This is a genomic window from Kocuria sediminis, from assembly GCF_009735315.1.
GTDB lineage: Bacteria > Actinomycetota > Actinomycetes > Actinomycetales > Micrococcaceae > Kocuria > Kocuria turfanensis.
The window spans coordinates 7121-31559 of the sequence record NZ_WOGU01000016.1 but is presented as its reverse complement, the minus strand read 5'-3'; the positions used below and the strand labels follow the sequence as shown (position 1 = coordinate 31559).

Genomic DNA, 24439 nt, shown 5'->3' with positions numbered 1-24439 from the left:
CGAGCGCGGACCGCGGGGGCGGAACCCGTCCCCGCACCGGACCTGGCCGGCGGCTCGTTCCCGACCGGGCGGCAGCCCGCCACCCTCTCGTTCGGAGGCGCGTCATGACCGTGACCTTGTCCCTGCCGATCGACAAGACCTCCCCGGTGCCCCTCTACCACCAACTTGCTCTGGCCCTGGAGGCCGCGATCCACAGTGGGGACCTGGCGCCGGGCACGAAGCTGGACACCGAGCTCGAGATCGCCTCCCGACTGCGCATCGCCCGCGTCACCGTGCGCAGCGCCCTGCAGCACCTGGTCGAGGCCGGCCTGGTGGTGCGCACACCACGGGTCGGCACTCACGTCACCCCTCCCCACCGGTGGGCGCGCCCACCTGCGCACTCCGCGTCGCAGTAGTCGCCGCCGGCGTTCCGTCACGGTCGCCCCGCGCTGCGGGTGCGGCTGCGGCAACAGGCCGGAGCGGCCGCGAGCTCATCGGGACGGTGCCGGCGCGCTCCACCTGCCCGCATCCCGGCCCGGGTGGCGTCCTGCCTGCTCCGTCCGGGGCCGAAGCCCCACGCACGAACCATCCACCATCCGACCGGTGCCGTACAGGGTCCACCCACGCTCCACCAGGTCATCAACAAAGGAGTTCACATGTCCCACAACTCTCCGAGCGACAGCCGGGTCGACCTTCCACCGTTGACCCACGGGCCGCACCGGAAGCGGCTCGGACTGATCTCGGTCGTGGCCTGCCTGGGCGGGCTGCTGTTCGGCTACGACACGGGTGTGACCAATGGCGCCGAGGGGCCCATGGCCCAAGACCTGGGATTGAGCCTGCTCCAGCTGGGCGTGGTGATCAGCTCGCTGGTCTTCGCGGCCGCCGTCGGGGCCCTGCTCCTGGGCCGAGTCTCGGATGCCTGGGGTCGGCGCAGGACGATCATCCTGCTGGCGGTGCTGTTCTTCGTCGGCACGCTGCTGGTGGTCTTCTCGCCGGCGTCCCCGGAGCCGGAGACGTTCTCCCCGACAGGGTTCACGGTCCTGGTCTGTGGGCGGATCATGATCGGCCTCGCGGTCGGTGGCGCCTCCACGGTGGTGCCGGTGTACCTGGCCGAGCTGGCCCCCTACGAGATCCGCGGGTCGATCACGGGCCGCAACGAGCTGGCGATCGTCTCCGGGCAGCTGGCCGCCTTTGTCATGAACGCACTCATCGCGGTCACGCTCGGCGACGTCGTGGACGGGGTGTGGCGCGTCATGTTCGCCGTCTCCGCACTGCCGGCGATCGGCCTGTTCCTCGGCATGCTCCGCATGCCCGAATCCCCGCGCTGGCTGACCGAGAAGGGCCGGTACGACGACGCTCTGGCGGTGCTCGAGACGGTCCGCCCGGCCGAGCGCGCGAAGGCGGAGCTGCAGGAGATCGAGCGCATCGCGGCCATAGAGGTCGAGGCGCACCAGGTCGGGCTGAAAGCCGTCCTGACGAACAAGTGGCTCCTGCGGATCATCCTGATCGGCATCGGCGTGTCCATGACCCAGCAGCTGACCGGCATCAACTCCGTCATGTACTACGGCACCCGCATCCTGGAGGAGTCCGGGATGACGGCGCAGCAGGCCGTGCTCGCCAACATCGCCTTCGGCGTCGTGGCCGTGGTCGGCGGACTCATCGCCCTGTACAACATGGACCGGCTCAACCGCCGCACCACGTTCGTCATCGGACTGTCGTTGACCACGACCTGCCACCTGCTGATCGGGATCGCCGGCAATCTGCTTCCCGAGGGCAACCCGGCCCGACCGATCGTGATCCTGGTCCTCGTGGTCGCCTTCGTGCTCTCGATGCAGACGTTCCTGAACATCGCCGTCTGGGTGTGGCTGGCGGAGATCTTCCCCCTGCACATGCGCGGACTGGGCATCGGCATCTCGGTGTTCTTCGGCTGGACCATGAACGGGTTCGTCGCCCTGTACTTCCCGACCCTGGTGGGCACGGTCGGCATCTCGGGCACGTTCTTCCTCTTCGCGGCCATCGGCGTGCTGGCCCTGATCTTCGTCATCACCCAGGTCCCCGAGACCCGCAACCGCACCCTCGAGGCCCTCGAGGAGGATGTCTCCACCGGAGCGATCTACCAGGTCGCCAAGCCCGCCGACGCCCACCGGTCCTGATCGCCACAGCTCGATCCTCCGGAACCGTGGGGCAGGTCAGCATGACCGGCCCCACGGTTCTCTTGCCCCGCAGGGTCCCGAGAGCCGGCACGAAGGGCCGGAGAGGCGACCCCGCTGCCGCCGGATCCCGGCCAGAGCCCCGACAGGGTCGATCGATCACCCGGTCGACGTCGACAGGCCCCGATGGGCCGGCCTCATGGTCCGGCTCCCGTGCTGTCCCGGCCCGCTGCATCGGCCCGGGTCCTGGTCCTGCCCGGTCGCCGGACGTCCCACGGCCAGGTGATGAGCGCCCACACCGCGGTGATGATGAGGAACTCCACCAGCAGGTACCACGGCCAGGGCCCGAACAGGTCGAGGATCGAGGGGTGGTTCGGCTTTCCGTTGAGAAACCCGTAATTGGTTCCCAGCCGGCTGTTGAGCCCGAAGACCACTGCCGCCCACGCGACCGTGACGGTCAGGGTCAGGCGGTAGCTCCGCCAGTCCACGCGGTCGCCGCGTCCCCACGTCAGATACAGCGCGGCCCAGAGCACGAGGAGGTGCTGGACCCAGAGGTCGATGAAGTCGATGTGCGGGAAGTCCGGCGAGTCGAGGGCCGGGGTGAGGACGGCCTGCGTGTTGAGGGTCAGCCCCCAGTAGTAGGTGAGCGCGAACGCCCAGTGGGCCCGGGTCCACAGGGCGATGACAGCTGCCATCCATGCCACGTCGGAAAGATGGACGGGCAGGGAGATGTGCACGTCGAAGTTGTCCGGCAGCCACCGGTAGACGAGCATCGCCACCGCATATGCGCCCAGGACCGCGGCGAACACCCGGGAGACGAGCACCTCGGCTCCGGAGTCCCGCAGACGGCGGCCGAGACCCACGACGACCACGGCGCCGAGGGCGCAGACGCCCAGGGCCGCCCAGTGCGTCGGGCCGTAGGGCACGAAGACGTCCTCGTTCGGCACCGCGAACTCACCTCTTCCTTCCGGCCTGGCACGAGCAGGCCGACCACCTCGACAGCAGCAGATCCCGTGGACACGTGGTGGCGGATCCTGGGGGAGGGTCCGGTGGAGGATGTGGCCTCCGGCGGGTGTCCTCCGTGCGCGGCTCTCGTGGGCCGTCCGGAACAGCGCGGACGCGAAGGCCTGCGGCACGGGCTCCGGCCACATCACCGCCTGTGCCCTGGCGCCGCCGGTCGGACCATGCGGGCCGGCGCTGGGGCAGGGGCACGTCAGCGGTCATCGGTGCCCTGCCCGGCACGCCGCAGCGGCCGGAGCCCGGCATCCGTTGCCGGTGGCCGCCTCGGAGCCCACGCCCCCAGCGTGTTGCACCAGGTGGGACGCGGAATCCGGGGTGCGGTTCCTGCCCGGACGTGACCGGGACAGTGACGTGACCGGGACAGTGACGTGACCGGGACGGAACTACTGCAGCAGCGGATTGAGCTCCAGGGACACGATGCCGACGGCGATCACGCACACGGCCGCGACCACGAACCCTGCCACCATGGTGACCAGAGCCCACGGACGTTCCTGGGCGGGGCGTCGGGTCCGGGATGCCGGGGCGCTCATGACAACTCCTCCGATCGATGCGACCGGAGGTCTGTCCCGACCCTCCACGGGGCCCGCCCGCCGGACCCCTGGTGGGGTCGGGATGACGACGGGGCGTCGGTGGGATACTCCCCTCCCTGTGACAACAAGCGAAGCACAGTTCATCTTCTGGTTCAAGGTCGTGCCCGGACCTGCGGGGGCATGCACCGCGGCCAGCAGAGCGCCCCGGAAGGGCAGAATCGCAGCATGACCTCCACCACCGGCGCCTCCGACATCCCGTCACCTCCTCCCAGCGGGACCCCCGGTCCGCTCGCCCCGGAACAGAGGGGGAGCGAACGCCCCGCCTGGACGCTGCTGACCAACCACGGCCACGTCCTGCTGGCCGTGGCCCAGTCCCAGGACGCCCGGGTCGCCGAGATCGCCGCGCAGGTGGGCATCTCCACGCGGGCGACCCTGGCCATCCTCAAGGACCTCGAGTCCGCCGGCTACCTCACCCGGCGCAGGGTGGGCCGGCGCAGCCACTACACCGTGGACATCCACCAACACTTCCGCCATCCAGCCACCGCGACCCACGAAGTGGGAGAACTGCTGGCGATCTTCACCGATCCGGCCCAACCCTGAGGAACACCACCGCAGCGCGGGCACGGAGCGCTCGCGCGTCCCCGCGGGGATGCGAGACTGGGGCGGATCCGCCGGGCACGGGTGCGCTCGGGAGGCCGTCGCCGGGGGTGTCGTCGAGGGCGGGGTGCCGGTCACCGTGGCTTCGGCGGCAGGGCTGCCACCCAGGCGATGCCGGCAACGACCTGCGCCACCCCGGCGGCCCGCATCAGCCCGGGATGCTCCACGAGCATCGCCACCACCCGGCGCACCGGGGCGGGGCCGATCATCCACCGGGCGGCATGGCGGGCCGGGAAGAGCGCGGCAATGACACCGTCGCCGATGGTGACCAGAGCAATGCTCTCTGCGATACGGACCTGCACGGGAACCTCCGGAGGGAATCGACGTCGGAGTGCCAGTGTGCCCGGAGGTCGTAGGGGACTTCTACAGCATGCACATCTTCACGACGCACCGGCGTAGGCCGGGAGCCTCGATCGCCTCAAGGACGGAGCACTGGGGTCTGTGAAGTGAGTGCGGCGGTACCACCGGCGGGCCTCGGTGTGGGAGGGCGTGGTCCGGCTGGTGCGCGCGGGGTGGTATGACGGTGGCATGTCGAAGCTCGTGCACAGCAGTCCTGCTCTGGCGGCGATCCAGCTGCGGGGCTTGGGCCGGGGCAGGGTGGTCGCCGGGTCGGTGCTCGCCGTGGTGCTGCCGGTGGTGGTGCAGGGTCTGCTGATGGCGGTGTGGGAGGCGAATCTGGCAACGGCCTCGCTGGTGCAGCTCACGGGGGCGGTGGCGGTGGCGCTGGTGGGCGGGATCGTTCCGGGCCTGCTGGCCGCGTTGTGGAGCAGTCTGTTGTTGAACTACTTCATGGTCGACCCGACGGGCTCCCTGCTCATCCACGATGCTGCGACGGTCGTGTCCCTGGTGTGCTTCGTGGTGGTCTCGGGGGCGGTGGCCGTGGTGGTGGACGCCTCGGCGCGACGCCTGGCGCAGGCGCGGCGGGCGGGAGCTGAGGCTGCGGTGCTCAACCGGCTGGCCATGGTGGTGGTGGCGGCCGAGGACCCGGTGCTGAGCCTGCTGGAGCAGGCCCGGGAGGTGTTCGCCCTGGGCGGTGTCGCGCTGTTCGCCCGTTCCGAGTCCGTGCGGGGCGGCTCCGGTGACGGGCCTCGCTGGGAGCTGTGGGGCGCAGCAGGGCAGGCCCCGGCCACCCCGGGAGACGGGCAGGTGGAGACGGTGGACGAGCGGACGCTGCTGGTGCTGGGCGGCCGGGAGCTGTCCGCCGGAGAACGGAAGCTGCTGAAGGCGTTCACGGCGCAGATCATCGCGGTGCGTGACCGCCAGCAGCTGGTCGTGAGCAGGCGCGAGAACCAGGTGCTGGCTCAGGACAACAAGATGCGCACCTCGATCCTGCAGGCGGTCAGCCACGATCTGCGGACCCCGCTGGCCGGGATCAGGCTGGCGGTGAGCAGTCTCCTGTCTCCGCAGGCGCGCTTCGGCCCGGCGCAGCAGCGGGAGCTGCTGGAGACCACCCAGGACTACGCGGAGCAGCTGGAGGTGATGGTGGAGAACCTGCTGGACATGTCCCGGATCACCGGTCAGGCGGTGGGCGCGGTGCTGGGGCCTCTCCAGTGGCAGGACGTGCTGCCGGGAGCCCTGCGCTCGGTGCCGGCGGATGCGGTGGATCTGGAGGTGGCCGCCTCCGCTCCGGCGGTGATCGCGGACGCGGGACTGCTGGAGCGGGTGATCGCGAACCTCGCCGAGAACGCCGCCCGGCACGCCCCGGACTCGAGGATCACCCTGGTGGCCAGGGACCCGGTCGAGGCGGACGGGGCGTCGATGGGGGAGCTGCGGGTGGTCGACACCGGCTCCCAGCCGGTGCCCGAGGACCTGGAGGAGCTGTTCGTCCCGTTCCAGCGCTTCGACGACACCGGCGGGCTGCCCGGGGTCGGCCTGGGCCTGGCAGTGGCCCGCGGGCTGGCCGAGGCGATGGGCGGGACGCTGCACGCGGAGCGGACCCCCGGCGGGGGCCTGACAATGGTGCTGCGCCTGCCGACGGCCGCCCTCCAGCCCTCCGGGCCGGTCCAGGAGGCGGGGCGATGACGACGGTGCTGGTGGTGGAGGACGAACGCCCCCTGCTGCGAGCGCTGCAGCTGGCACTGGAGGCCCACGGGTACACCGTGGTCACGGCCCCCACGGGCAGCAGCGGCCTGGCCTCCCTCGCGGAGTCGCCGGTGGATGCGGTGGTGCTGGACCTCGGGTTGCCGGACATGGACGGCCAGCTCTTCATCCGGCGGGTGCGTGCGGCGGCGGGGACGCCGATCCTGGTGCTCTCGGCCCGGCACGCCTCCGGGCAGAAGGTCGCCGCTCTGGACGCCGGGGCCGACGACTACGTCACCAAGCCGTTCGGGCTGGAGGAGCTGCTGGCCCGTCTGCGGGCCGTCATTCGGCGGGGGCGGCCCGCGCCCGGGACCGAGCGCGTGGACACCGACAGCTTCACCCTGGACTTCTCGGCCCGGCGTGCGGTGCGCGACGGCCGGGAGGTGCGGCTGACGCCCACCGAGTGGAAGATCCTGGAGGAGCTGGTGCGGGCCCCGGGCCGTCTGGTGCCGCACCGGCAGGTGCTGGAGCACGTCTGGGGGCCGGCCTATGTGAAGGAGACCCAGTACCTGCGGGTGTATTTGGCTCAGCTGCGCCGGAAGCTGGAGGCGGACCCGGCCCGGCCCCGGCACCTGATCACCGAGCCCGGGCTGGGCTACCGCTTCGATCCCTGACGGTCATGCCCACGGGTGCGGCTCAGCCGACGTGCACCCACGGCCGGCGGGCCACCACGGGTTCGGCCTGGCGCAGCACCTCCCGGGTGACCGGGGCGATCTCTCCCTCCCCGAGGACGAGGAAACGCAGCAGGTTGGCCAACGGGTGGCCCTCGGTCCACCGGAAGTAGATGTGGGGCATCAGCCCGGTGACGTCGCGGAGGTGCAGCAGCACCGAGGCGATGGTGTTCGGCACCGCCGGGCCGTGGACCTCGAGAACCCGGTAGCCGTGGCGGGTGATGCCGCGGACGTCGAGCTCGGTCTCGAACTCGGAGGAGTCGTCGACCACGACCTCCAGGAACACGACGTTCTCCTCCGCCGGCAGGTGGTTGACCGCCCGCGCCGCGGTGAGCTTCTTGGCGTAGGCCGTCTCGTCCACGCGGTGGGGCTCATGGGCGATGATCTCGACGGGGCGGCTGTCCTCTGCGGCCACGAACTCCAGGGCGGCCTCGTCGAGACGCACACGGGTGGCGTGCAGCTCGAAGGAGCGCCGGGTCCGGGAGAGCAAGGAGACCACCACGATCCCCAGGATGAACAGCGAGGCGATGCGGAGGCCCTCCGGCCGTTCCACGATGTTCGCCGCGGTCGTGTAGACGAAGACCACGGCGATGACCCCGAACCCCAGCATGGCCCGCCACTGCCCGCGCGCCCGGGCGGACAGGGTCACCGCCACGGCCGCCGAGGTCATCAGCACCAGCACCCCGGTGGCATAGGCCCCGCCCTGGGCATCGACATCGGCGTCGAAGGCCACGGTGACGGCGAACGCGATCAGGGCGAACACCAGCACCAGCGGCCGCCGGGCCTTGGCCCACTGCGGGGCCATTCCGTACCGGGGCAGATAGCGCGGCACCAGGTTCAGCAGCCCTGCCATGGCCGAGGCCCCGGCGAACCACAGGATCGTGATCGTGCTGAGGTCGTAGACCGAGCCGAAGACCATGCCCAGCTGCTCGTGGGCCAGGTAGGCCAGCGCACGCCCGTTGGCCTCGCCGCCGGGCTGGAACTCGTGCCCGGGGATCAGCACCACCGTGGCGAAGCTCGAGGTCAGCAGGAAAACGCTCATGATCACCGCCGCGGTGGTCAGCAGCCGGCGGGTGCCCCGGATCCGCCCCGCCAGGTTCTCCTCGGTCTCGAACTCCTCACCGCGCACCTGCGGCATCACCGCCACCCCGGTCTCGAAACCCGACAGTCCCAGGGCCAGCTTGGGAAAGACCAGCAGCGCCACCGCCACCGCCAGCACGGGGTTGCCGTGGGAGGTCGTCAGGGCCTCCCACCAGTTGCCCACCCAGACGGGGTGGGACAGCGCCTCGGCCAGACACACGACGATCAGCACGGCGTTGAGCGTCAGATAGACCGCCACCACGAGCACCGCCACACCGATCGCCTCCCGGAACCCGCGCAGGAAGACCGCCGCCAGACCGGCCAGCAGCGCCAGGGTGATGCCCACCTCCTCGCCCTGCCACTGCTCCGGGAGCAACGGGTTCTCGACCAGGTGCGCGGTCGCGTCGGCGGCCGAGAGCGTCATCGTGATCATGAAGTCGGTGACCGCGAACCCCAGCAGCCCCAGCACGAGGAGCTTCCCACGCCAGTGCGGCAGCAGCCGTTCCAGCATCGCGATCGACCCGGACCCGTGCGGGCTCTCGGCGGCCACCCGTCGATAGACCGGCAGCGCCCCCAGCAGGGTCACCAGCACCAGGATCAGCGTGGCCAGCGGGGAGAGGACGCCGACCGCCAGCGCCGCGATGGCCGGCTGGTAGCCCAGGGTGGAGAAGTAGTCCACCCCGGTCAGGCACATCACCTGCCACCAGGGATGCCGTTTCTCGTGGTGGCGGGCCACCCCGTAGGGCCCGTGGCGCAGTCCGCTGAGTTCCGGCACATCGTGCAGCAACCACTGGCGCAACCGCACCGACATCGGGGGTCTGGGCACCCACAGGTCCTCGGGGGGCCGGCTCAAGGTCGTCATGTCCTCGTCCTTCACGCACATCCTCAACCGCTCAATCGGATGCGACGGTACCCCCGCGACCATCCCCGCGTTCTCGCTCTTGACGGATCCTTTATGCCCCGGGGAGCCCGGCCGTGCCCCCTCCGAGAGCTCCGGCAGCAGCGAGCGCCCCAGGCTCCTGCCCGGGGCGCTCGCCGGGGACGGCGCTGCGCTCAGTCGCGGACGGCGAGGTCGTGGCGGTAGTTGCGGCTGTCCGGGTTGAGCACGGAGTGCCGGCGGCCGTAGAAGAAGTAGAGGGCCAGCCCGATGAGCAGCCACACGCCGAAGCGCACCCAGGTCTCCCAGGGCAGCTGGAGCATCAGGAACAGCGAGGCGAACACTCCGAAGGCGGGCACGAAGGGCATCAGCGGCAGCCGGAAGCTGCGCGGGGTCTCGGGACGGGTGTAGCGGAACAGGATCACCGACACGCACACGACGACGAAGGCGGAGAGGATGCCGATGTTGGTCAGGTCCGCCACCGCGCGGATGGGGAAGACGCCGGCGAGCACGGCCGCGCCGATCCCGGCGATCCACGTCACCCGCTGCGGGGTGCCGTTGTGGTCGGTGTGCGCGAACCAGCCCGGCAGCAGCCCGTCGCGGCTCATGGAGAACCACACGCGCGTGACCCCGAGCAGGAAGGTGAGCATCACGGTGAGGATCGACAGCACGGCGAAGACCGAGATGATGGAGGCCACCACGGGCAGGCCCACGCTGGTGAAGGCCGAGGCGAAGCCGGCCTCCGGGTCGATGTCCTGGTAGTTCTGCATCCCGGTGAGCACGAGGGTCGCGGCCACGTAGAGGATCATCGCGATGATCAGCGACAGGATGATGGCCTTGGGCATGTGCTTCTTGCCGTCCTCGGCCTCCTCGGCGGCGGTGCTCATGGCGTCGTAGCCGAAGACCGCGAAGAACACGGTGGCCGCCCCGGTGAGCACGGGGCCGAACCCGGAGGGCATGAACGGGCTGTAGTTCTGCGTGTCGATGTAGAACACGCCCAGCCCGATGATGAAGAGGATGAGCAGGATCTTGATGCCGACGGCGATCAGCTCGAACCGTCCGAAGGTCTTGGTGCCGCGGCTGAGGATGAAGGTGACCAGCAGGCAGATCAGGATCGCCGGGAGATTGATGATCCCGCCCTGTCCCTCGTCGGCGGTGGAGGTCATCCACACCGGCAGCTCCAGGCCGAAGCCGGCCAGGAACGCCTCGACGTAGCCGGAGATGCCGATGGCCACCACGGCGACGATGGCGATGTACTCCAGCAGCAGGTCCCAGCCGATGAACCAGCCGATGATCTCCCCCAGGGCCACGAACCCGTAGGTGTAGGCCGATCCCGCACGGGGGATCATCCCGGCGAACTCGGCGTAGGACAGCGCCGCTGCCGCGGAGGCCATACCGGCGATCAGGAACGAGACTAGCACCGCGGGGCCGACGCCGGGATTGTCCGCATCGCCGTGCGCCACGAGTCCGGCCAGGGAGAAGATGCCCACCCCGATGATGCCGCCCACACCGATCGCCGTGAGCTGCCACAGCCCCAGGCTCTTGTTCAGCACCCCGTGCTTGCTCTCCTCCTCGATGAGATCCACGGGCATCCGGCGCAGGACGGACCGCGGGTTCCGCGTGTTCTGGGCATTGTTCGCGTGCATGGGAGACCTTGCCTCGAATGGCCCTGGGCGGGGCGTGGAGGTCCTCGGCGGTGACCGGCGAGGAGCATCTATGGATCCAGAGGGTACCCATTGCGCCCCGGGCAAGCACCACCACGAAGGATCGTTAAGCGCCCGGCCGGGACGGCTCGGCTCCGTGCCGGTCACGCGGATCTCCGTGTGCTGGACGCGGCAGGCGGAAGGCTTCTCGGACGTCTTCGTGTGCGCCGGCACCCGGTCCCGGACCGGTCGACGCCCACCGCGCCTGCCGCACGGCCGGCATCCTCGTCCTCACCGGGCAGGCCGCCGCCGTCCACGCCGGGCCGGGCATCGCCCTGTCCTTCGTGATCGCGGGCGTGGCGTGCGCCCTGGCGGCCCTGTGCTACGCCGAGCTGGCATCGGCCGTTCCGGTGGCCGGCAGTGCCTACACCTTCTCCTTCGCCACCCTGGCAGAGCGTGCCGCCTGGACCACCGGCTGGAATCTGGTCCTGACACCGACATCGACCCGGCCGACGGCGCCCCGCTGGCCACCGTCTTCACCGCGGTGGGTGCCCCCTGGGTGGGCGGGATCATCGCGGTGATCGCCACGTTCGTTCCGCTGACCACCCTGGCGGAACTGGTCAACCCCGGCACCCTCGCCGCCTTCGTCGTCGTGTCCCCGGGCGTCATCGTGCTGCGCCGCACCCGGCCCGATCTGCCGCGGTCGTTCCGCGTGCCGTTCGTGCCGGTCGTCCCGATCCTGGCGGTCCTCACCTGTGTCCACCTGATGCTGGCTGTTCCGATGCCGGACGGAGTCGCCGGGAACCCCGGGGGAGAGCCACACCGGCTGGGCGGTGATCACGGGATCAGAGGTGTCATCCGTCACTGCGCATCCGGGCCGCGTCGCGTACAGTCGTGCTCAGTTGTTGAAGTTTCGTTTTTCGTATTTCAAGCAGTTCGCCCGCATCCGGGCGCAGCGGTTTTTCTGAGAAGACGTTTTGGCAGGCATCGCAACGCCCGAGCACCCCGATCGTCGGGGACGCTCCGTTTCCCAGAAAGACAGGTTCCCCATGACTACTGGCACCGTGAAGTGGTTCAACGCCGACAAGGGCTTCGGCTTCATCACCCCCGAGGACGGCTCCAAGGACGTGTTCGCGCACTTCTCCGCGATCAACTCCGGCGGGTACCGCTCCCTCGAGGAGAACCAGCGCGTGGAGTTCGAGACCCAGGACGGCCCCAAGGGCCCCCAGGCCGCGAACATCACCGTGATTGCGTGACAACGCTCTGATCTCCCCGTGAGATCACCGGCGCGGGGCTGATCGCTCCGACGTCGACGAGGAATCGCCACCCGGCTCCGGCCGGGTGGCGATTCCTCGTTCCGGGCCCGGTCTTCGGGTGGCAGTCATCATTTCTCTGCGCCGCAGCAGCACCGGCTGCGGCGTCTCACCTCGGGCCCGGTGTCAGGGCCGCTGCCGAGTGCTCGCCTGGTGTGCGCACGGCGTGGGATCCTGCGTTCAATGGTGTCAGGAGCAGTCGAGGAAGTGGGTCGGGTGCGTCGTTCTCAGGCAGATGGACCGGGGCCCGGCAGGTCTCCGTCCCGAGGCCCCACGAGAATCGTGGTGCTACTGGGCATCGACGGGGCCGGGAAGACGACCACGGCCGATGCGCTGGTGGCGGCGGAGCGGGAGTCGGGACGGCCGGCGATCGCGCTGCGCAACCGATCCGGTCGCCGATGGCTGGCCCGCGTCTCGGCACGGTGCGGTCTGGAGCTGCCTGTGCGGTGGGCGGACCGGTTCGAGACCGTGGTGCGCACCGCCAACGTCCTGGTGTCCCGGGTGCGGGCCGGCCGCCGGGCGGGTCTGGTGGTCCTCGACCGTCACCTGGTGTGCCAACTCGTGCTGCGCCGGGGCCGGGACCTGCCGCCGGGCCGTGTGCTGCCGTGGTTGGCGGACCGATGGATCCGTCCGGACTCGGTGGTCGTTCTCGACGTTCCGGCGCAGGTCGCGCAGCAGCGGATCCTGCGCCGCGGCGAGGACGACGAGACGCTGGACCACCTGCGGACCGCGCGCAACGCCTACCTGGAGCTCGCTCAGGCGAAGGGCTGGAGCGTGGTGGACGCGACCGTGACGACCGAGGTGCTGGTCGCCCGGATCGCCGAGGCCGTCGACCTCTGAGCGGCCGACCGAACCACGATCGCCCCCGGACACGGGCCGCCCCGGGCTCGGCCGACCGTGAGGACCGCAGACCGTGCCGGTGCTCACGACCCCGAGGATTGTGGGTTGCGCGCACCTGATCGCCGATCGGATGCGGTTGCAGCTGATGTCGAGGGTGCTCTCCCGCGCGGGTGGGGAGACGTGCGTGTGCGACCTGTTCCCGGTGTTCAAGCTGCCCCGCCGCCGCTTCACGGTGGCCCACTGGTCACCAGGCTGCTGCGGGGCCCCTGCGCATCTCGGGCGGAGGACACCCTGCCCAGGCCGGGGCACGACAGCGCTGTGACGTCCGGACGGGACTTCTCCGGGCGGACGGCGCGCATCGGGATGACCTCTCGATGTGGCCGATGCGGGGTGGAGACGAGCCAGGGGTGCACCGATGATGTCCCGGGTTCTCTTCACCGACCCACGGGAGCAACAGGTACGAAACAGTACGCTTCTAGCTTGGGCGTCATGAAATCTTCTTTTCGCGTGTCCCCGAGGGTCGTCGCCTCCTCGCTGTTCGTCCAGCTGGCCGTGGCGGTGGTCCTGGGGGTGCTGGTGGGGCACTTCTGGCCGGCTGTGGGCGAGGCGATGAAACCGCTGGGTGACGGCTTCATCCGGCTGATCAAGATGGTCATCGCCCCGTTGATCTTCCTCGTGCTGGTCACCGGGATCGCCCACGTCGGCGACGTGAAAGCCGTGGGGCGGGTGGGAATGAAGGCCCTGGTCTACTTCCTCGTCGTCTCCACCTCCGCGCTGGTCTTCGGGATGGTGGTGGGCAATCTCGTCGATCCCGGCGCCGGACTCCACATCGACCCGGCGACCCTGGACACCACCGCTCTGGACGAGAAGACGACCACGGAGCCGGCCACCGCCTCCGAGTTCCTGCTCAACATCATTCCCACCAGCGTCATCGACGCCTTCGCCACCAATTCGCTGCTGCAGGTGCTGCTGTTCTCCCTGCTGTTCGGGGCGGCGGTCATCGTGACCGGCCCCGAGAAGTGCGCCCCGGTGCTGAGCCTGTTCGAGACGGTCCTGGGACTGTTCTTCCGCATCATGGGCTGGATCATGCGCCTGTCCCCGCTGGGGGCCTTCGGAGCGATGGCCTTCATCATCGGCCAGTACGGGCTGTCGACCCTGGGCACCTACGCCAAGCTCATCGCCGCCTGCTACGGGGCCGCGGCCCTGTTCATCATGATCCTCTTCCTCATCGCCCGGTTCGTCGCCGGTGTGCCGCTGGGGGCCTTCCTGCGCTTCACCCGCGAGGAGTTCCTGCTGGCCCTGGGCACCGCCTCCACCGAATCCGTCATGCCCCGGATCATGGACAAGCTCGACCGGGCCGGCTGCTCCCGGGCCACCACCGGACTGGTCATACCCACCGGCTATTCCTTCAACCTGGACGGGGCGGCCATCTACCTGTCCATCTCCCTGGTCTTCCTCGCCCAGGCCTTCGGCATCGACATGACGCTGGGCCAGCAGCTGGCCGCCCTGGGCGTGCTCCTGCTGACCTCCAAGGGCATGGCCGGCGTGCCCGGATCGTCCTTCCTGGCCCTGTCGGCCACCGCCGCCGCTCTGGGGCTGTTCCCGGTGGCCGGGGTGGCGCTGCTCCTCGGCGCGGACCGCCTCATGGACTCCATGCGGGTGGTCGTGAACCTGCTGGGCAACTGCGTGGCCACCTTCGTCGTCGCCCGCTGGGAGGGGCAGCTCGACCGCGCCCGGATGCGTGCGGCCCTCGCCGGTGAAGCCGAACCGCAGGCCGCGCCCGCAGCCACGCCTATGGCCCCGGCCCCCGCCACCGCGTAGCCGCAGGACCAGGCAGCGGACTCCTCTCCCGGAGAGCAGGACTGCGGGCGGGCTGGTTGCCGCGAGCCTCGCCCGGGAAGAGATCTTCGGGCAGGTGGTCGCCGCTCTGCGCGCCGAGGAGGAGGTCCACGTGGCTTCCGGCGGGGAACGCCACTCCGGGCTGGGCCGCTTCCAGGGGTGCGGTCCCACCGGGAGTTCACCACCGCCCACACCATCGGCATCACGCGTCTCCGAGAGGGACGGAAGTCGACGGAGGTGGCGCGCGCGTGGACACACCGTCCGAGCGGGCCGCCCTCACGTGTGGCCGCCGTTCAGGGCGTCGTGGGCCCTGTCAGCCATCCCAGCGCGCTCAGCCAGGAGGCGCACAGCTCCGGCCATGCCTCCGGCTCACCGGTGCTCGCGGCGTGGCCGAGACCGCTCCTGGAGAAGAAGTGCCCCCCGCTCGGGCGGAAGGACCGTCCTGCCCGCTAGATCAGCTCGGCATGGGGCCCTCGTGGACCGCGAGGTAGATCGTGTTGCGGAGGTCGTTGGCCTCGGCCGAGGTGAGGGTCCGCACGAGCGGGCGGATGTGGAGGCGGATCAGCGCGTTGCTCCGGCCGGCCGTGATGCCGAGGCGGTCACGAGCTGCGGCCGGCAGATCCTCGCACCGCGTCCACGACAGGACCTCGACGGCTTCGAGGAGGTCCGCGTCCTTCCCCAGGGCTGTCCGGACCCGGTCACCGATGGTCTCGTCGTCCTCGCTGTCATCGAGCACCACGGAGATGTCCCGTCGCGTGCCGGGGAGCGACGAGACGTGCTGCCAGGGCTGCAGGTCGAGCATCTGGGCTGCGATGCGCGGCTCCGAGGAGCGCAGACAGCGGATGTCGGGAATCGACTTCCGCAGCATGAGCGCCCGATCCAGGCCCAGGCCCAGGGCCAGGCCGGACCACGTCTGCGGGTCGAGGCCCGCACCGTGGAGCACCTCGGGGTGGATGCGCCCGCATTCGGCGAGCTCCAGCCACCGGCCCTCCGTGTGCACGTCCACCTGTCGTCCGCCGAGCGTGTAGGGGTGCTCGACGTGGGTGGTCTGCCACCGCGCACCGGGCAGGACCGCGTCGACGAGAGTGCCGATCATCCCGAGCATGTCCTCGTCGGTCGTCCTGGGCGTGGACCGGATCCGCCACAGGTCGACCTGGTGCGGTTCCCCCACGTGCGTGCGGTCGACCACGTCGCGTCGGTGGACGAGGCCCGGGACCACGAGCAGTTCGTCGACGTCGGATCGACCGCGGTAGTCCTGCAGGGCCGTGGGCAGCTCCGCGCTGGTGTGGGTGCGGAGCAGCACGGTCGGTGAGACGTACCGGGTGTACCTCTGTGCCCTGGTGACGTCGCCGGGGCCGTACCCCAGGCGGTCGTAGTTGTCATGGACGGCGACGAGAGGTGGGTTGCGCACCCACCGGACCGAGCTGTCCCACTGCTGCTGCAGTGCGGTGACGAGCTCCTCCAGCAGCAGCTGCATCGAGTGCGCGCCCTGGTCCGGGTCGCTGAGGTCGCGGAGCTTCAGCGCGCCGGCGAGCTGGTCGGGGGTCAGGTACGAGAGCGCCGACATGGGGATCTCCTGTGGTGGCTGGGCCGTGGACGGGAACGGAGGTTCCCCCGGCCGTGCCTGCGGAGACCAGGCGGCTCAGGAAGGCGCGCTCACTGCCCCGCGGCCACTGATCGGCCGGGGGCGGGAAAATCGCTGGACGTGCACCATGCTGTCAAGGCTAGCAACGATCACCGGCCCCGGCACGTGTCGAGGAGCCGGCCTGTGCCCGTGCCACGAGTGTGTCGGCGAGGTCGCCCGCACCTCCATCGGCGCTCGTGCAGAGGCTCTGCCCCGACGCTACTCCGGCGTGCCCCTGTCGAAGAGGAACCGGGCCACGGCCCGGGCTGACGCGGTGAGATCGCCTCCGTCCGCTTCCCCCAGCGCACCGCCGAGCCAGAGGTCCGCGAAGCCGTGCACGAGCGACCAGGCGGCGACGGCGGCGACCCTCGGGTCCGGCCCGACCACGTCGGGGGGCAGCGTCAGGATCCCCTGGGTGAGCGCCTCGGTGGCGGCGGCGCGCACCTGGACCACGTCGGCGCGGGAGGAGTCGTAGAGATCCGGGCGGAACATCACCAGGGTGTGCGCCCGGTGCTCCACCGCGAAGTGCACGTAGGCGACGCCGACCTCGAGGAAGCTGCCCGTGCGCTCCAGGACCTCGGTGAGATGGTCCGCGAGCATCCGGAACCCCTCTTCCGCCAACGACGTCAGGAGCCCGGCCTTGTTGCCGAAGTGGTAGGCAGGGGCCGCGTGGGACACCCCTGCTCGGCGGGCAAGGTCCCGGAGGCTCAGCTGTGAAGGCCCGACGTCGAGCACGGCCTCCACGGCCGCGTCGAGCACCGCACGGCGGAGGTTGCCATGGTGGTAGGCGCGAGAGGTCATTCCCGCACCATAACCCAGATCTAGGCATTGACAAGTCCTGCCCCCAGGCGCAGTCTTGTCAGTGACAAGATGCTCTCTCGAGGAGGACTCCATGTCGGTCCTGGTCATCTTTCTCTCCGCGACATCGGCGACGCTCGGCGTCGCCGCGCTGCTGGGGCGGCGCCGCCTGCGGGACGCGGCGCCCGCGGCCCTGCGCGTCGGTCTCGCCGTGATGTTCCTCGTCACCGGTCTGTCCCACTTCGCCGGGCTGCGCGAGGACCTCGTCGCCATGGTGCCGCCCGGCCTGCCCCGCCCCGAGCTGCTCGTCACGGTCACCGGGGTCCTGGAGCTCGCCGGCGCGGTCGGGCTGCTGGTGCCGCGGACGGCCGCATGGGCAGCCGGCGGACTCGGCCTCCTGATGGTCCTGATGTTCCCCGCGAACGTCCACGCGGCCACCGCCGGCCTGACGCTGGGCGGGGAACCGGCCACCGCCCTGCTGCCACGCGCCGCCATGCAGCTGCTCTACGTCGCATCCGCCGCCGTGGTGGTGGTCACGCACTGGCGCCGTGCGGTGCTGAGCGACGCCCTGGGGCAGTTCATTGCCGTCCTGCCCCGGGCGCACGGACCCGCCGCAGAGCCGCCCGACGCCTCCGCCACCGACGTCGTGCTCGTCTCCCGGCTGCGGCTGCGCTCGGCCCGGCACGTGCCGGGGTTCCTCCTCGTCTCCCTCCGGCTGCGGCGTGCGGTGCGACGAGCGCCCGGTGCCGTCTGGCTCGAGCTCGCCGCCCAACCGCTGACCGGGACCTTCTGGACCTGGTCCCGGTGGACGGACGAGGACGCGATGCGCCGCTACACCCGCTCCGAGCTGCACGCCCACGTCATGCGGAGCTACCGGCCGCGCCTGCGGGAGTCGGCCTTCCGCCCGCTCCCAGCCGCGCAGGCGCCGACGACGTGGCCGGAGGTCCGAGAAGTGCTCCGCACGACGACCCGCACGGTCTCCGGTCGGTAGCCCGCGAGGGCGGTCGCCGTGGGGCGGAAGCGGCATCGACGTCATGGTGCCGAGGTGGACACGAACAGCTCCTCGACCGACGGGGCGGTCTCCGCCTCCGGTCCGGCGACGGTCCCGGTGTGCGAGGGACAGTTCCGTCACCTGCCGGCCCGGAGCCCTCGCACCGTCAGGCGGAGCCGGACACGGCGATGGTGACCAGGTCCGTCGCCGGTCCGGGCGTCAGGGGTGGTCGCCACACCGCCTGCAGCGTGCGCTCGAGCCGGCATCCGCGCACGGGGACCGTGGACAGCCGCCCGGAATCGACCTCCGCGCGCACGACCAGCTCGCTGAGCACCGCCGGGCCCGCTCCGGCGCGGGCAGCGCCCAGCACCGCGGCGTTGCTGCTGAGTTCCATGGCCGGGGGCACCAGCGGGTGCCCGGCCAGTGCCTGGTCGAGGGTGGAGCGGGTGCCGGAACCGGCCTCGCGCACCACGAGCGGTTCGGCGGCCAGTTCCGCGGCGTCGATCCCGTCGGAGCGGCCCGCCCACCGGTGGTCGGGGGTGACCACGAGCAGCAGGCGATCCACGGCCACGGCGGCTCCGCCGAGCCCCGGGGGCAGCCGGGGAGTCTCCACGAACCCGACATCGGCCTCCCCGGCGGTCATCCGACGCAGCACCTCGGCCGAGTTGCACACCTGCAGCCGCACGTCGACCTCGGGGTGGGACAGGCGGAACTGCGCCAACCAGGCCGGGGCCAGGTATTCGGCCACCGTGATCGAGGCGGCCGCGGTGACGTGCCCGGCCGCCGTGCCCCGCACCCGCTCCACCTCCTCCTGGAGCTCACGACAACGGGCCAGCACCCGCTCCGCCGAGGCCGCCAGCTGCCGCCCCTCCGGCGTGAGCACCGCTCCTCGGGGAGAGCGTTCCAGCAGCCGCACCCTCCATCGCCGCTCCAGGCGCGCCACCGTCCGGCTGGCGTTGGGCTGGGCGGTGCCGGTGCGGCGGGCGGCCGCGCTGAGGCTCTCCAGCTCGCCCACGGCGACGAGCAGCTCCAGGGCGTGCAGATCCGGCCAGTCCATATCAGTGAAGATATACCCCTAGGCCGTTTGAACGGCTGGTGGCCGCACCGGGCCCCGGGCACGATGGAACCCATGAGTTCCGCATCGCCGAAGTCCGGGGAGTCCTCCGCGTCCGTGGTCGGGCAGCGGCCGCGGACGGTCTGGCTCCCCGGCCTGGCGTTCTGCACCGCGGGCATGACCGTGGCCACGCTGGTGGCGTCCGTGCTGCCGGCGGTGAGCCCGCTGATGGTGGCGATCGTGCTGGGCGCAGTGGTGGCGAACACCCTGCCCGTGCCGGCAGGACTCGCACCGGGGATCGCCCTGGCCGCCCGGCGGGTGCTGCGGATCGGGATCGTGCTGCTGGGTCTGCAGGTCGGCCTGCAGGACATCCTCGGACTGGGTCTCCCCATGGTGCTCACCGTGGTGGCGACCGTGGGGATCGGACTGCTGGTCACGGTCTGGGCCGGTGCGCGGCTGGGAGTGCCACCGGCCCAGCGGCTGCTCATCGCCTGCGGTTTCTCCATCTGCGGGGCCGCGGCCGTGGCCGCCGTCGACGGGGTGACCGACGCCGAGGAGGAGGACGTGGCCCTGGCGGTGGGTCTGGTGGTCCTCTTCGGCACCCTCATGATTCCTCTGGTGCCCGCGGCGTCCGGGCTGCTCGGCCTGACCGAGCACCAGGCGGGACTGTGGGCGGGCGCCGCCACCCACGAGGTGGCGCAGGTCGTGGCCATCGGCGGCACCCTGGGCTCCGGGGCCCTGACGGTCGCCGTGGTCGCCAAGCTCGCGCGCGTGCTGATGCTCGCCCCGGTGATGACCGTGCTGGCCTGGCGGACCCGTCGCGCCGCCGGCGCCACGGACGGGCACGCCGGCACTCTTCCCCCACTGGTGCCGCTGTTCGTCGTCGGTTTCGTGGCCATGCTGCTGCTGGCCTCGACGGGACGGGTGCCCGCCCCGGTGCTGGAGGGTGCGAGGACTCTCGAGAGCATGGTCCTCGCCACGGCGATGTTCGCCCTCGGGCTGGGCGTGCGGGTGCGGGCACTGCTGGGCGTCGGCGTCCGGCCGGTGGTCCTGGGAGCCCTCTCCACGGTCGTCGTGGCCGGCACGGCCCTGGTCGGGGTGCTCCTGGCCTCCTGAGCCGTGACCGCCGCCCGGCCCGCACGCACCGGCTCCCCTTGACCGGGCGCACTGCACGGGGACCGACGAGGGCGCCGACATATTCGACCCAATGTTTCCGGCCCGCGCCCCGGTTCACTAAGGTCGGCTTCACCTGCGGGCGAGCGCGGAGACCCCACCAGTGCGCCGTCCGTTCCTCTCGGTGTTCGCGGCGTCCGGCAGCACGCCCGGATCCACCCGGGCCGCCGTGACGCCGGGCCCCGCGACGGAGCCGGGAATCCGGGGAGACGAGCACTCCACCGGACTCCTCACGCCCCGCGTGGGCGCAGGCCGACCGAGCACATCACTACAACGACGTAGGGAAGCGCCATGACCACAGCACCCAGGGTCCACTCCGGATCCATCCCGCCCGCGCCGCCGGAGATCGACGGCACCGTTCCAGCGTCCCGGAGCCGGACCCGGCCCGGTGCCTCACCGGTCGAGACCCTCAGGCGTTCCCCGAGCCGGTGGCGTCCCGAGCGGGAACGCCCCGAGGACGACGAGGCGGTCATCACCGCGGTGATGGCCACCGTCACCCACCGCTCCTTCCGGGAACGCCCCGAGGACGACGAGGTGGTGCTCACCTACACGAGCGAGCCCGCCTGCCGGCGCACGAGGTGAGGCTCCGGGGCGGGCGCGGCAGGGGGCACGACGTCGCCTGAGCACCGTGCGCGCGCCGGGTGCGGCGCGCGGTGCGAGGCCGTCCTCGGGTGTTCCTCGTCCGTGCTGCTCGGCCGTCGGAAACGGGCGGGGCGGCGTCTCTGACAGCCTCGGCACAGGTTCGGCGTGTGGCCGGCACAGGGCCGTTGCGTCCAATGGACTGCGACGACCCCCACTGCGGCACCACGAGGAGAACCATGACCACCGCCACGCACCGCTTCCGCACGGCCGCTGCCGCGCTGAGCCTGATCGGCGTCCTGTCGATCACCGCCTGCGCTCCGCTGACTGCCGAGGCCTCCACCGCGGCATCGACGTCGATCACTGCCGGTGCCACGGCCGCGTCGTCGGCGTCCGCGGAGAACGCCTCGGCCACGGCGGCCGCGGAGGAGACGATCACGGCCACGGCGGCCGCGGCCCAGGAGTTCCTGGCGACGCTGTCGGCCGAGCAGCGCGAGCAGGTGCTGTACGCCTACGACGACGAGTCCAGGACCACGTCGTGGTCGAACTTCCCGGTCACCTTCGTCGAGCGCGCCGGGCTGAACCTGGCGGAGCTGACCGAGGAGCAGCAGGCCGCGGCCCTGGGCGTGCTGGAGGCGCTGCTGAGCGAGGAGGGCTATGCGACCGTCACCGACATCATGGGCGGGGACCAGTTCCTGGCCCAGAACAGCAGCAGCACCGAGGAGTCGCTGGGCCAGTACTACATCGCCTTCTTCGGCGACCCATCCGACACCGGCGCCTGGGAGGTGCAGTTCGGCGGACACCACCTCGGGATCAACGCCACCCTGAACGGCGCCGAGGACTCGATCACCTTCGCCCCCACCCACCTGGGCTCCCAGCCGGCCGTCTACACCGACGGGCAGGGCAACGAGGTGCAGCCTCTGGCCGGGATGTACGAGACCGCCTTCGCCTTCTACGACAGCCTCTCCGAGGAGCAGCAGGCGGCGCTGTACCAGGGCGAGCAGGTGGGCAATCTGGTCTGCGCCCCCGGGGGCGCCTGCGACTATCCGACCGGCACCGGGATCGCCGGGTCGGAGCTGACCGAGGAGCAGCAGCAGCTGCTGCTCGACGTCATCGCCCAGTGGGTGGGCCTGGCCGATGAGCAGACCACCGCCGAGGAGCTGGCCACGATCGAGGCCAGCCTGGACGAGACCTACGTGAACTGGTCCGGGGCCACCGCCTACGACATGAGCACCGGCGACGGCATCTACTTCCAGATCTCCGGACCCGACGTCTACATCGAGTTCGCCGATCAGCAGGGCTCGGCCGGCGCCGACGTCACCGGTTACACCACGGCAGGGTGGGGGCACATCCACACCATCTACCGCGACCCGGCCGACGACTACGCCGGGGCCGTGACCCAGCAGGAGGCCACCGGCATGGGCGGGCCCGGCGGGGCTCCGGCGGGCGCCCCGGCAGGCACCGCGCCCGCGAACGGCTGACCCCGCTCCCCGGACGTGCCGCACGTGACCGTGCCCTCCGGTCGTCCCGCACCATGGTGCGGGACGACCGGAGGGCACGGTCACGAGGTGAACACCGGGCCGGGCACCGGGGCGGCGGGCCACGCCGCAGACGGGATGGGCCGTCAGTAGCTGGCGCGCTTCCCCTCGCCGGTGGTGGGCACGAAGGCGTCCGCGAGCGCCTCGGAGCCGCGGGCGAGCAGCGCCACGTCCGCGCCCACGAGGACGAAGGACGCCCCGGCCTCCAGGTAGGACCGTGCCACGGCCGGGTCGAAGGCGTTGACGCCCACCGGCTTGCCCGCCGAGCGGACGGCTTCGAAGGCGCGGTGGACGGCGGCGACCACGTCCGGGTGGCTCTGCTGCCCGAGCAGCCCCATGGACGCGCTGAGGTCGGAGGGGCCGACGAATACCCCGTCGATCCCGTCCACCCCGGCGATCTCGGCGGCGGCGTCCACGCCCTGGGCGGTCTCGATCTGCACGAACAGCGACACGTGCGCGTCGGCCTCCCGCAGGTAGTCGTCCACCCGGTTCCACCGCGCGGAGCGGGCCAGCGCCGAGCCGACGCCGCGGCGGCCGCGCGGGGGGTAGCGCACGGCCTCCACCGCGGCCCGGGCCTCCTCGGCGGAGGAGACCATCGGCACCAGCAGGTTCTGCGCGCCGAGGTCGAGCACCTGCTTGATGGTCACGCCGTCGTTGATCGGCACGCGCACCACCGGGGTGACCGGATAGGGGGCCACCGCCTGCAGCTGCGCGAGCACGGCCTCCAGGCCGTTGGGGGAGTGCTCCATGTCGATGAGCACCCAGTCCAGGCCGGAGCCCGCGCAGATCTCGGCGACCAGCGCACTGCCCGAGCACACCCACATCCCCGCCAGCGGACGGGGGGCGGCTCCTGCGTCCCCCCGTGCCGCGAGCGCGTCGCGGAACGTCGGGCTCAGACGAAGCGGCATGAGATCGTCCCCAGCTCCTTGAAGTCGGCGAGCACGGTGTCGCCCGGGTGCACCCACATGGGGCGGGTGAACGAGCCGGCGAGCACGATCTCCCCGGCCTCGAGCCGGTCGCCGTGCTGCGCGAGCTTGTTCGCCAGCCACGCCACGCCCATGGCCGGGTGGTTGAGCACGGCCGCGGCGACGCCGGACTCCTCGATCGTCTCCTGCCGGTACAGCAGCGCCGAGATCCACCGGAGGTCCACGTCGCCGGGCTTGACGGGGTTGCCGCCGTAGACCATTCCGCCCATGGCGGCGTTGTCGCTGATCGTGTCGACGATGGTGCGGCCCTGGAGCTCCAGCCGGGAGGAGAGGATCTCCAGCGCCGGCACCACGTACTCCGTGGCCCGCAGCACGTCGAAGACCGTGGTGGCCGGGCCCTCCAGCGGCTCGGCGAGCACGAACGCGAGCTCGACCTCGATGCGCACGTTGGAGAACCGGGCGTGCTCGATCACGGATCCGTTCTCGAACACCATGTCCGCGAAGATCGCCCCGTAGTCGGGTTCGTCGATCCCGGTTGCGGCCTGCATGACCTTCGAGGTCAGCCCGATCTTGCGGCCCACGGGCCGGCGCCCGGCCGCGATGGCCCGCCGGCGCCACTCGTTCTGCACGGCGTAGGAGTCCTCCACGACCATGCCGGGGTACCGGGCGGTCAGCAGCGGGACGGTCGTGCGGTCGCGCTCGGCGGCGGCGAGCTCGTCGGCGATCGCGGTGATGGTCTCAGGCGGCAGCACGGGGACCTCCGGACAGGGACGTGCACATCTCGGGGGCCGTCACAGCTGGTGGCCCAGCTTGTACTCGCCCTGCTTCCAGCTGGGCAGCTCGTCGGGCTCGTCTCCCTTGCGGGTGTAGGAGAACCCGTCCGCGCCGATGGTCACCGCCATCTCGCTGGAGTCGCTGCGCTCGACGACCGGCTGCGGGTTGCCGTCGAGGTCGAGCACGAGGGAGGCCTCGGTGTACCAGGAGGGCACGACCGGGGTGCCCCACCAGTCGCGGCGCTGGTTGTCGTGCACGTCCCAGGTGACGACCGGGTTGTCCGGGTCGCCGGTGTAGTAGTCCT

At 71.3% G+C, this 24439-nt stretch carries 23 protein-coding genes and 2 pseudogenes; 13 read left to right on the top strand and 12 right to left on the bottom strand.

The features are described from left to right. Positions 1–104: 104 nt before the first annotated feature. Both GMA12_RS16010 and GMA12_RS16005 read left to right on the top strand, forming a co-directional pair. On the top strand, positions 105–395 hold the full coding sequence (locus tag GMA12_RS16010) for a GntR family transcriptional regulator (RefSeq protein WP_156270509.1): 291 nt from the start codon (positions 105–107) through the stop codon (positions 393–395). Positions 396–635: 240 nt separating this feature from the next. Further along, complete coding sequence (locus tag GMA12_RS16005) at positions 636–2132, top strand: sugar porter family MFS transporter (RefSeq protein ID WP_156270508.1); 1497 nt, start codon at positions 636–638, stop codon at positions 2130–2132. Positions 2133–2326: 194 nt separating this feature from the next. On the opposite strand, the gene GMA12_RS16000 is transcribed toward GMA12_RS16005, so the two are convergent. Then, complete coding sequence (locus GMA12_RS16000) at positions 2327–3076, bottom strand: YwaF family protein (protein ID WP_162459960.1); 750 nt, start codon at positions 3074–3076, stop codon at positions 2327–2329. A gap of 456 nt (positions 3077–3532) precedes the next feature. Next, on the bottom strand, positions 3533–3679 hold the full coding sequence (locus GMA12_RS15995) for a hypothetical protein (protein WP_156270507.1): 147 nt from the start codon (positions 3677–3679) through the stop codon (positions 3533–3535). A gap of 225 nt (positions 3680–3904) precedes the next feature. Between GMA12_RS15995 and GMA12_RS15990 the strand changes: the two genes are divergently transcribed. Continuing rightward, entirely contained in the window at positions 3905–4279 is a 375-nt protein-coding gene (locus GMA12_RS15990) for a helix-turn-helix transcriptional regulator (RefSeq protein ID WP_306438981.1), read from the top strand. A gap of 131 nt (positions 4280–4410) precedes the next feature. Here the strand turns inward: GMA12_RS15990 and GMA12_RS15985 are convergent, their stop codons facing one another. Then, positions 4411–4638 carry a hypothetical protein gene (locus GMA12_RS15985; protein WP_156270506.1) on the bottom strand — a complete coding sequence of 76 codons (228 nt, stop codon included), beginning with the start codon at positions 4636–4638 and terminating at the stop codon, positions 4411–4413. A gap of 226 nt (positions 4639–4864) precedes the next feature. Between GMA12_RS15985 and GMA12_RS15980 the strand changes: the two genes are divergently transcribed. Further along, entirely contained in the window at positions 4865–6358 is a 1494-nt protein-coding gene (locus tag GMA12_RS15980) for a sensor histidine kinase (RefSeq protein ID WP_156270505.1), read from the top strand. After that, the gene (locus GMA12_RS15975) at positions 6355–7029 is read left to right on the top strand and encodes a response regulator (RefSeq protein ID WP_156270504.1); all 675 of its coding nucleotides are present in this window, start codon (positions 6355–6357) and stop codon (positions 7027–7029) included. The genes GMA12_RS15980 and GMA12_RS15975 overlap by 4 nt, the downstream gene beginning before the upstream one ends. A 22-nt stretch (positions 7030–7051) precedes the next feature. Here the strand turns inward: GMA12_RS15975 and GMA12_RS15970 are convergent, their stop codons facing one another. Beyond that, the gene (locus GMA12_RS15970; protein ID WP_156270503.1) at positions 7052–9028 is read right to left on the bottom strand and encodes an amino acid transporter; all 1977 of its coding nucleotides are present in this window, start codon (positions 9026–9028) and stop codon (positions 7052–7054) included. Positions 9029–9219: 191 nt separating this feature from the next. Beyond that, positions 9220–10689 (bottom strand): amino acid permease, encoded by a 1470-nt coding sequence (locus GMA12_RS15965; protein WP_156270502.1) that lies wholly within the window; start codon positions 10687–10689, stop codon positions 9220–9222. Positions 10690–10961: 272 nt separating this feature from the next. Between GMA12_RS15965 and GMA12_RS19625 the strand changes: the two are divergent. Then, positions 10962–11177: pseudogene (locus tag GMA12_RS19625) on the top strand (amino acid permease); the annotation flags it as partial. On the opposite strand, the gene GMA12_RS19620 reads toward GMA12_RS19625, so the two are convergent. Continuing rightward, a complete protein-coding gene (locus GMA12_RS19620) occupies positions 11111–11527 on the bottom strand; it encodes a hypothetical protein (RefSeq protein ID WP_240898902.1) in 417 nt (138 codons plus the stop codon). The pseudogene GMA12_RS19625 and the gene GMA12_RS19620 overlap by 67 nt on opposite strands. Before the next feature lie 208 nt (positions 11528–11735). On the opposite strand from GMA12_RS19620, the gene cspE reads away from it, so the two are divergent. From cspE to GMA12_RS15945, 3 genes are all read left to right on the top strand, one after another. Beyond that, a complete protein-coding gene (cspE, locus tag GMA12_RS15955) occupies positions 11736–11942 on the top strand; it encodes a transcription antiterminator/RNA stability regulator CspE (RefSeq protein ID WP_156270501.1) in 207 nt (68 codons plus the stop codon). Between the two features lie 339 nt (positions 11943–12281). Next, positions 12282–12839, top strand: a complete 558-nt coding sequence (locus GMA12_RS15950) for a dTMP kinase (RefSeq protein WP_370831836.1) — start codon at positions 12282–12284, stop codon at positions 12837–12839. Positions 12840–13328: 489 nt separating this feature from the next. Further along, a complete protein-coding gene (locus GMA12_RS15945; protein WP_156270499.1) occupies positions 13329–14660 on the top strand; it encodes a cation:dicarboxylate symporter family transporter in 1332 nt (443 codons plus the stop codon). 472 nt (positions 14661–15132) lie between these two features. Here the strand turns inward: GMA12_RS15945 and srmL are convergent, their stop codons facing one another. Together srmL and GMA12_RS15935 are read right to left on the bottom strand one after the other, a co-directional pair. Further along, on the bottom strand, positions 15133–16245 hold the full coding sequence (srmL, locus tag GMA12_RS15940; RefSeq protein ID WP_156270498.1) for a PheS-related mystery ligase SrmL: 1113 nt from the start codon (positions 16243–16245) through the stop codon (positions 15133–15135). A gap of 276 nt (positions 16246–16521) precedes the next feature. Then, positions 16522–17103: a TetR/AcrR family transcriptional regulator gene (locus tag GMA12_RS15935; RefSeq protein ID WP_156270497.1), complete on the bottom strand. Its 582-nt coding sequence runs from the start codon at positions 17101–17103 to the stop codon at positions 16522–16524. A gap of 91 nt (positions 17104–17194) precedes the next feature. On the opposite strand from GMA12_RS15935, the gene GMA12_RS18565 reads away from it, so the two are divergent. Beyond that, positions 17195–18091, top strand: a complete 897-nt coding sequence (locus GMA12_RS18565; RefSeq protein WP_206064717.1) for a DoxX family protein — start codon at positions 17195–17197, stop codon at positions 18089–18091. A gap of 166 nt (positions 18092–18257) precedes the next feature. Here GMA12_RS18565 and GMA12_RS15925 read toward each other — a convergent pair whose 3' ends face one another. Further along, positions 18258–19148, bottom strand: a complete 891-nt coding sequence (locus GMA12_RS15925) for a LysR family transcriptional regulator (protein ID WP_156270496.1) — start codon at positions 19146–19148, stop codon at positions 18258–18260. Between the two features lie 72 nt (positions 19149–19220). Here GMA12_RS15925 and GMA12_RS15920 point away from each other — a divergent pair, with 72 nt between their 5' ends. From GMA12_RS15920 to GMA12_RS15910, 3 genes are all read left to right on the top strand, one after another. Beyond that, positions 19221–20261 carry a YeiH family protein gene (locus GMA12_RS15920; protein ID WP_156270495.1) on the top strand — a complete coding sequence of 347 codons (1041 nt, stop codon included), beginning with the start codon at positions 19221–19223 and terminating at the stop codon, positions 20259–20261. A gap of 348 nt (positions 20262–20609) precedes the next feature. Further along, the gene (locus tag GMA12_RS15915; RefSeq protein ID WP_156270494.1) at positions 20610–20900 is read left to right on the top strand and encodes a hypothetical protein; all 291 of its coding nucleotides are present in this window, start codon (positions 20610–20612) and stop codon (positions 20898–20900) included. Between the two features lie 236 nt (positions 20901–21136). Then, a complete protein-coding gene (locus GMA12_RS15910) occupies positions 21137–22378 on the top strand; it encodes a DUF3500 domain-containing protein (protein WP_156270493.1) in 1242 nt (413 codons plus the stop codon). Positions 22379–22521: 143 nt separating this feature from the next. Here GMA12_RS15910 and GMA12_RS15905 read toward each other — a convergent pair whose 3' ends face one another. The 3 genes and pseudogenes from GMA12_RS15905 to GMA12_RS19050 all read right to left on the bottom strand — a co-directional run. Continuing rightward, positions 22522–23343, bottom strand: a complete 822-nt coding sequence (locus tag GMA12_RS15905) for an HpcH/HpaI aldolase family protein (RefSeq protein WP_156270492.1) — start codon at positions 23341–23343, stop codon at positions 22522–22524. Then, positions 23328–24113: a 2-oxo-hept-4-ene-1,7-dioate hydratase gene (gene hpaH, locus GMA12_RS15900; protein ID WP_162459959.1), complete on the bottom strand. Its 786-nt coding sequence runs from the start codon at positions 24111–24113 to the stop codon at positions 23328–23330. Before hpaH ends, GMA12_RS15905 begins: the two co-directional genes overlap by 16 nt. Positions 24114–24152: 39 nt before the next feature. After that, a pseudogene (locus GMA12_RS19050) lies at positions 24153–24439 on the bottom strand (3,4-dihydroxyphenylacetate 2,3-dioxygenase); the annotation flags it as partial.

Bases quoted from the DNA above. Each gene is read 5' to 3' on its own strand.
- GMA12_RS15995 (WP_156270507.1), bottom strand. From the start codon at position 3,679: ATGAGCGCCCCGGCATCCCGGACCCGACGCCCCGCCCAGGAACGTCCG.
- GMA12_RS15945 (WP_156270499.1), top strand. From the start codon at position 13,329: ATGAAATCTTCTTTTCGCGTGTCCCCGAGGGTCGTCGCCTCCTCGCTG.
- GMA12_RS16005 (WP_156270508.1), top strand. From the start codon at position 636: ATGTCCCACAACTCTCCGAGCGACAGCCGGGTCGACCTTCCACCGTTG.
- cspE (WP_156270501.1), top strand. From the start codon at position 11,736: ATGACTACTGGCACCGTGAAGTGGTTCAACGCCGACAAGGGCTTCGGC.
- GMA12_RS15975 (WP_156270504.1), top strand. From the start codon at position 6,355: ATGACGACGGTGCTGGTGGTGGAGGACGAACGCCCCCTGCTGCGAGCG.
- GMA12_RS15905 (WP_156270492.1), bottom strand. From the start codon at position 23,343: ATGCCGCTTCGTCTGAGCCCGACGTTCCGCGACGCGCTCGCGGCACGG.
- GMA12_RS18565 (WP_206064717.1), top strand. From the start codon at position 17,195: ATGTCGGTCCTGGTCATCTTTCTCTCCGCGACATCGGCGACGCTCGGC.
- GMA12_RS15935 (WP_156270497.1), bottom strand. From the start codon at position 17,103: ATGACCTCTCGCGCCTACCACCATGGCAACCTCCGCCGTGCGGTGCTC.
- GMA12_RS15925 (WP_156270496.1), bottom strand. From the start codon at position 19,148: ATGGACTGGCCGGATCTGCACGCCCTGGAGCTGCTCGTCGCCGTGGGC.
- GMA12_RS15910 (WP_156270493.1), top strand. From the start codon at position 21,137: ATGACCACCGCCACGCACCGCTTCCGCACGGCCGCTGCCGCGCTGAGC.
- GMA12_RS15980 (WP_156270505.1), top strand. From the start codon at position 4,865: ATGTCGAAGCTCGTGCACAGCAGTCCTGCTCTGGCGGCGATCCAGCTG.
- GMA12_RS15970 (WP_156270503.1), bottom strand. From the start codon at position 9,028: ATGACGACCTTGAGCCGGCCCCCCGAGGACCTGTGGGTGCCCAGACCC.
- GMA12_RS15965 (WP_156270502.1), bottom strand. From the start codon at position 10,689: ATGCACGCGAACAATGCCCAGAACACGCGGAACCCGCGGTCCGTCCTG.
- srmL (WP_156270498.1), bottom strand. From the start codon at position 16,245: ATGTCGGCGCTCTCGTACCTGACCCCCGACCAGCTCGCCGGCGCGCTG.
- GMA12_RS15915 (WP_156270494.1), top strand. From the start codon at position 20,610: ATGACCACAGCACCCAGGGTCCACTCCGGATCCATCCCGCCCGCGCCG.
- GMA12_RS16010 (WP_156270509.1), top strand. From the start codon at position 105: ATGACCGTGACCTTGTCCCTGCCGATCGACAAGACCTCCCCGGTGCCC.
- GMA12_RS15990 (WP_306438981.1), top strand. From the start codon at position 3,905: ATGACCTCCACCACCGGCGCCTCCGACATCCCGTCACCTCCTCCCAGC.
- GMA12_RS15920 (WP_156270495.1), top strand. From the start codon at position 19,221: ATGAGTTCCGCATCGCCGAAGTCCGGGGAGTCCTCCGCGTCCGTGGTC.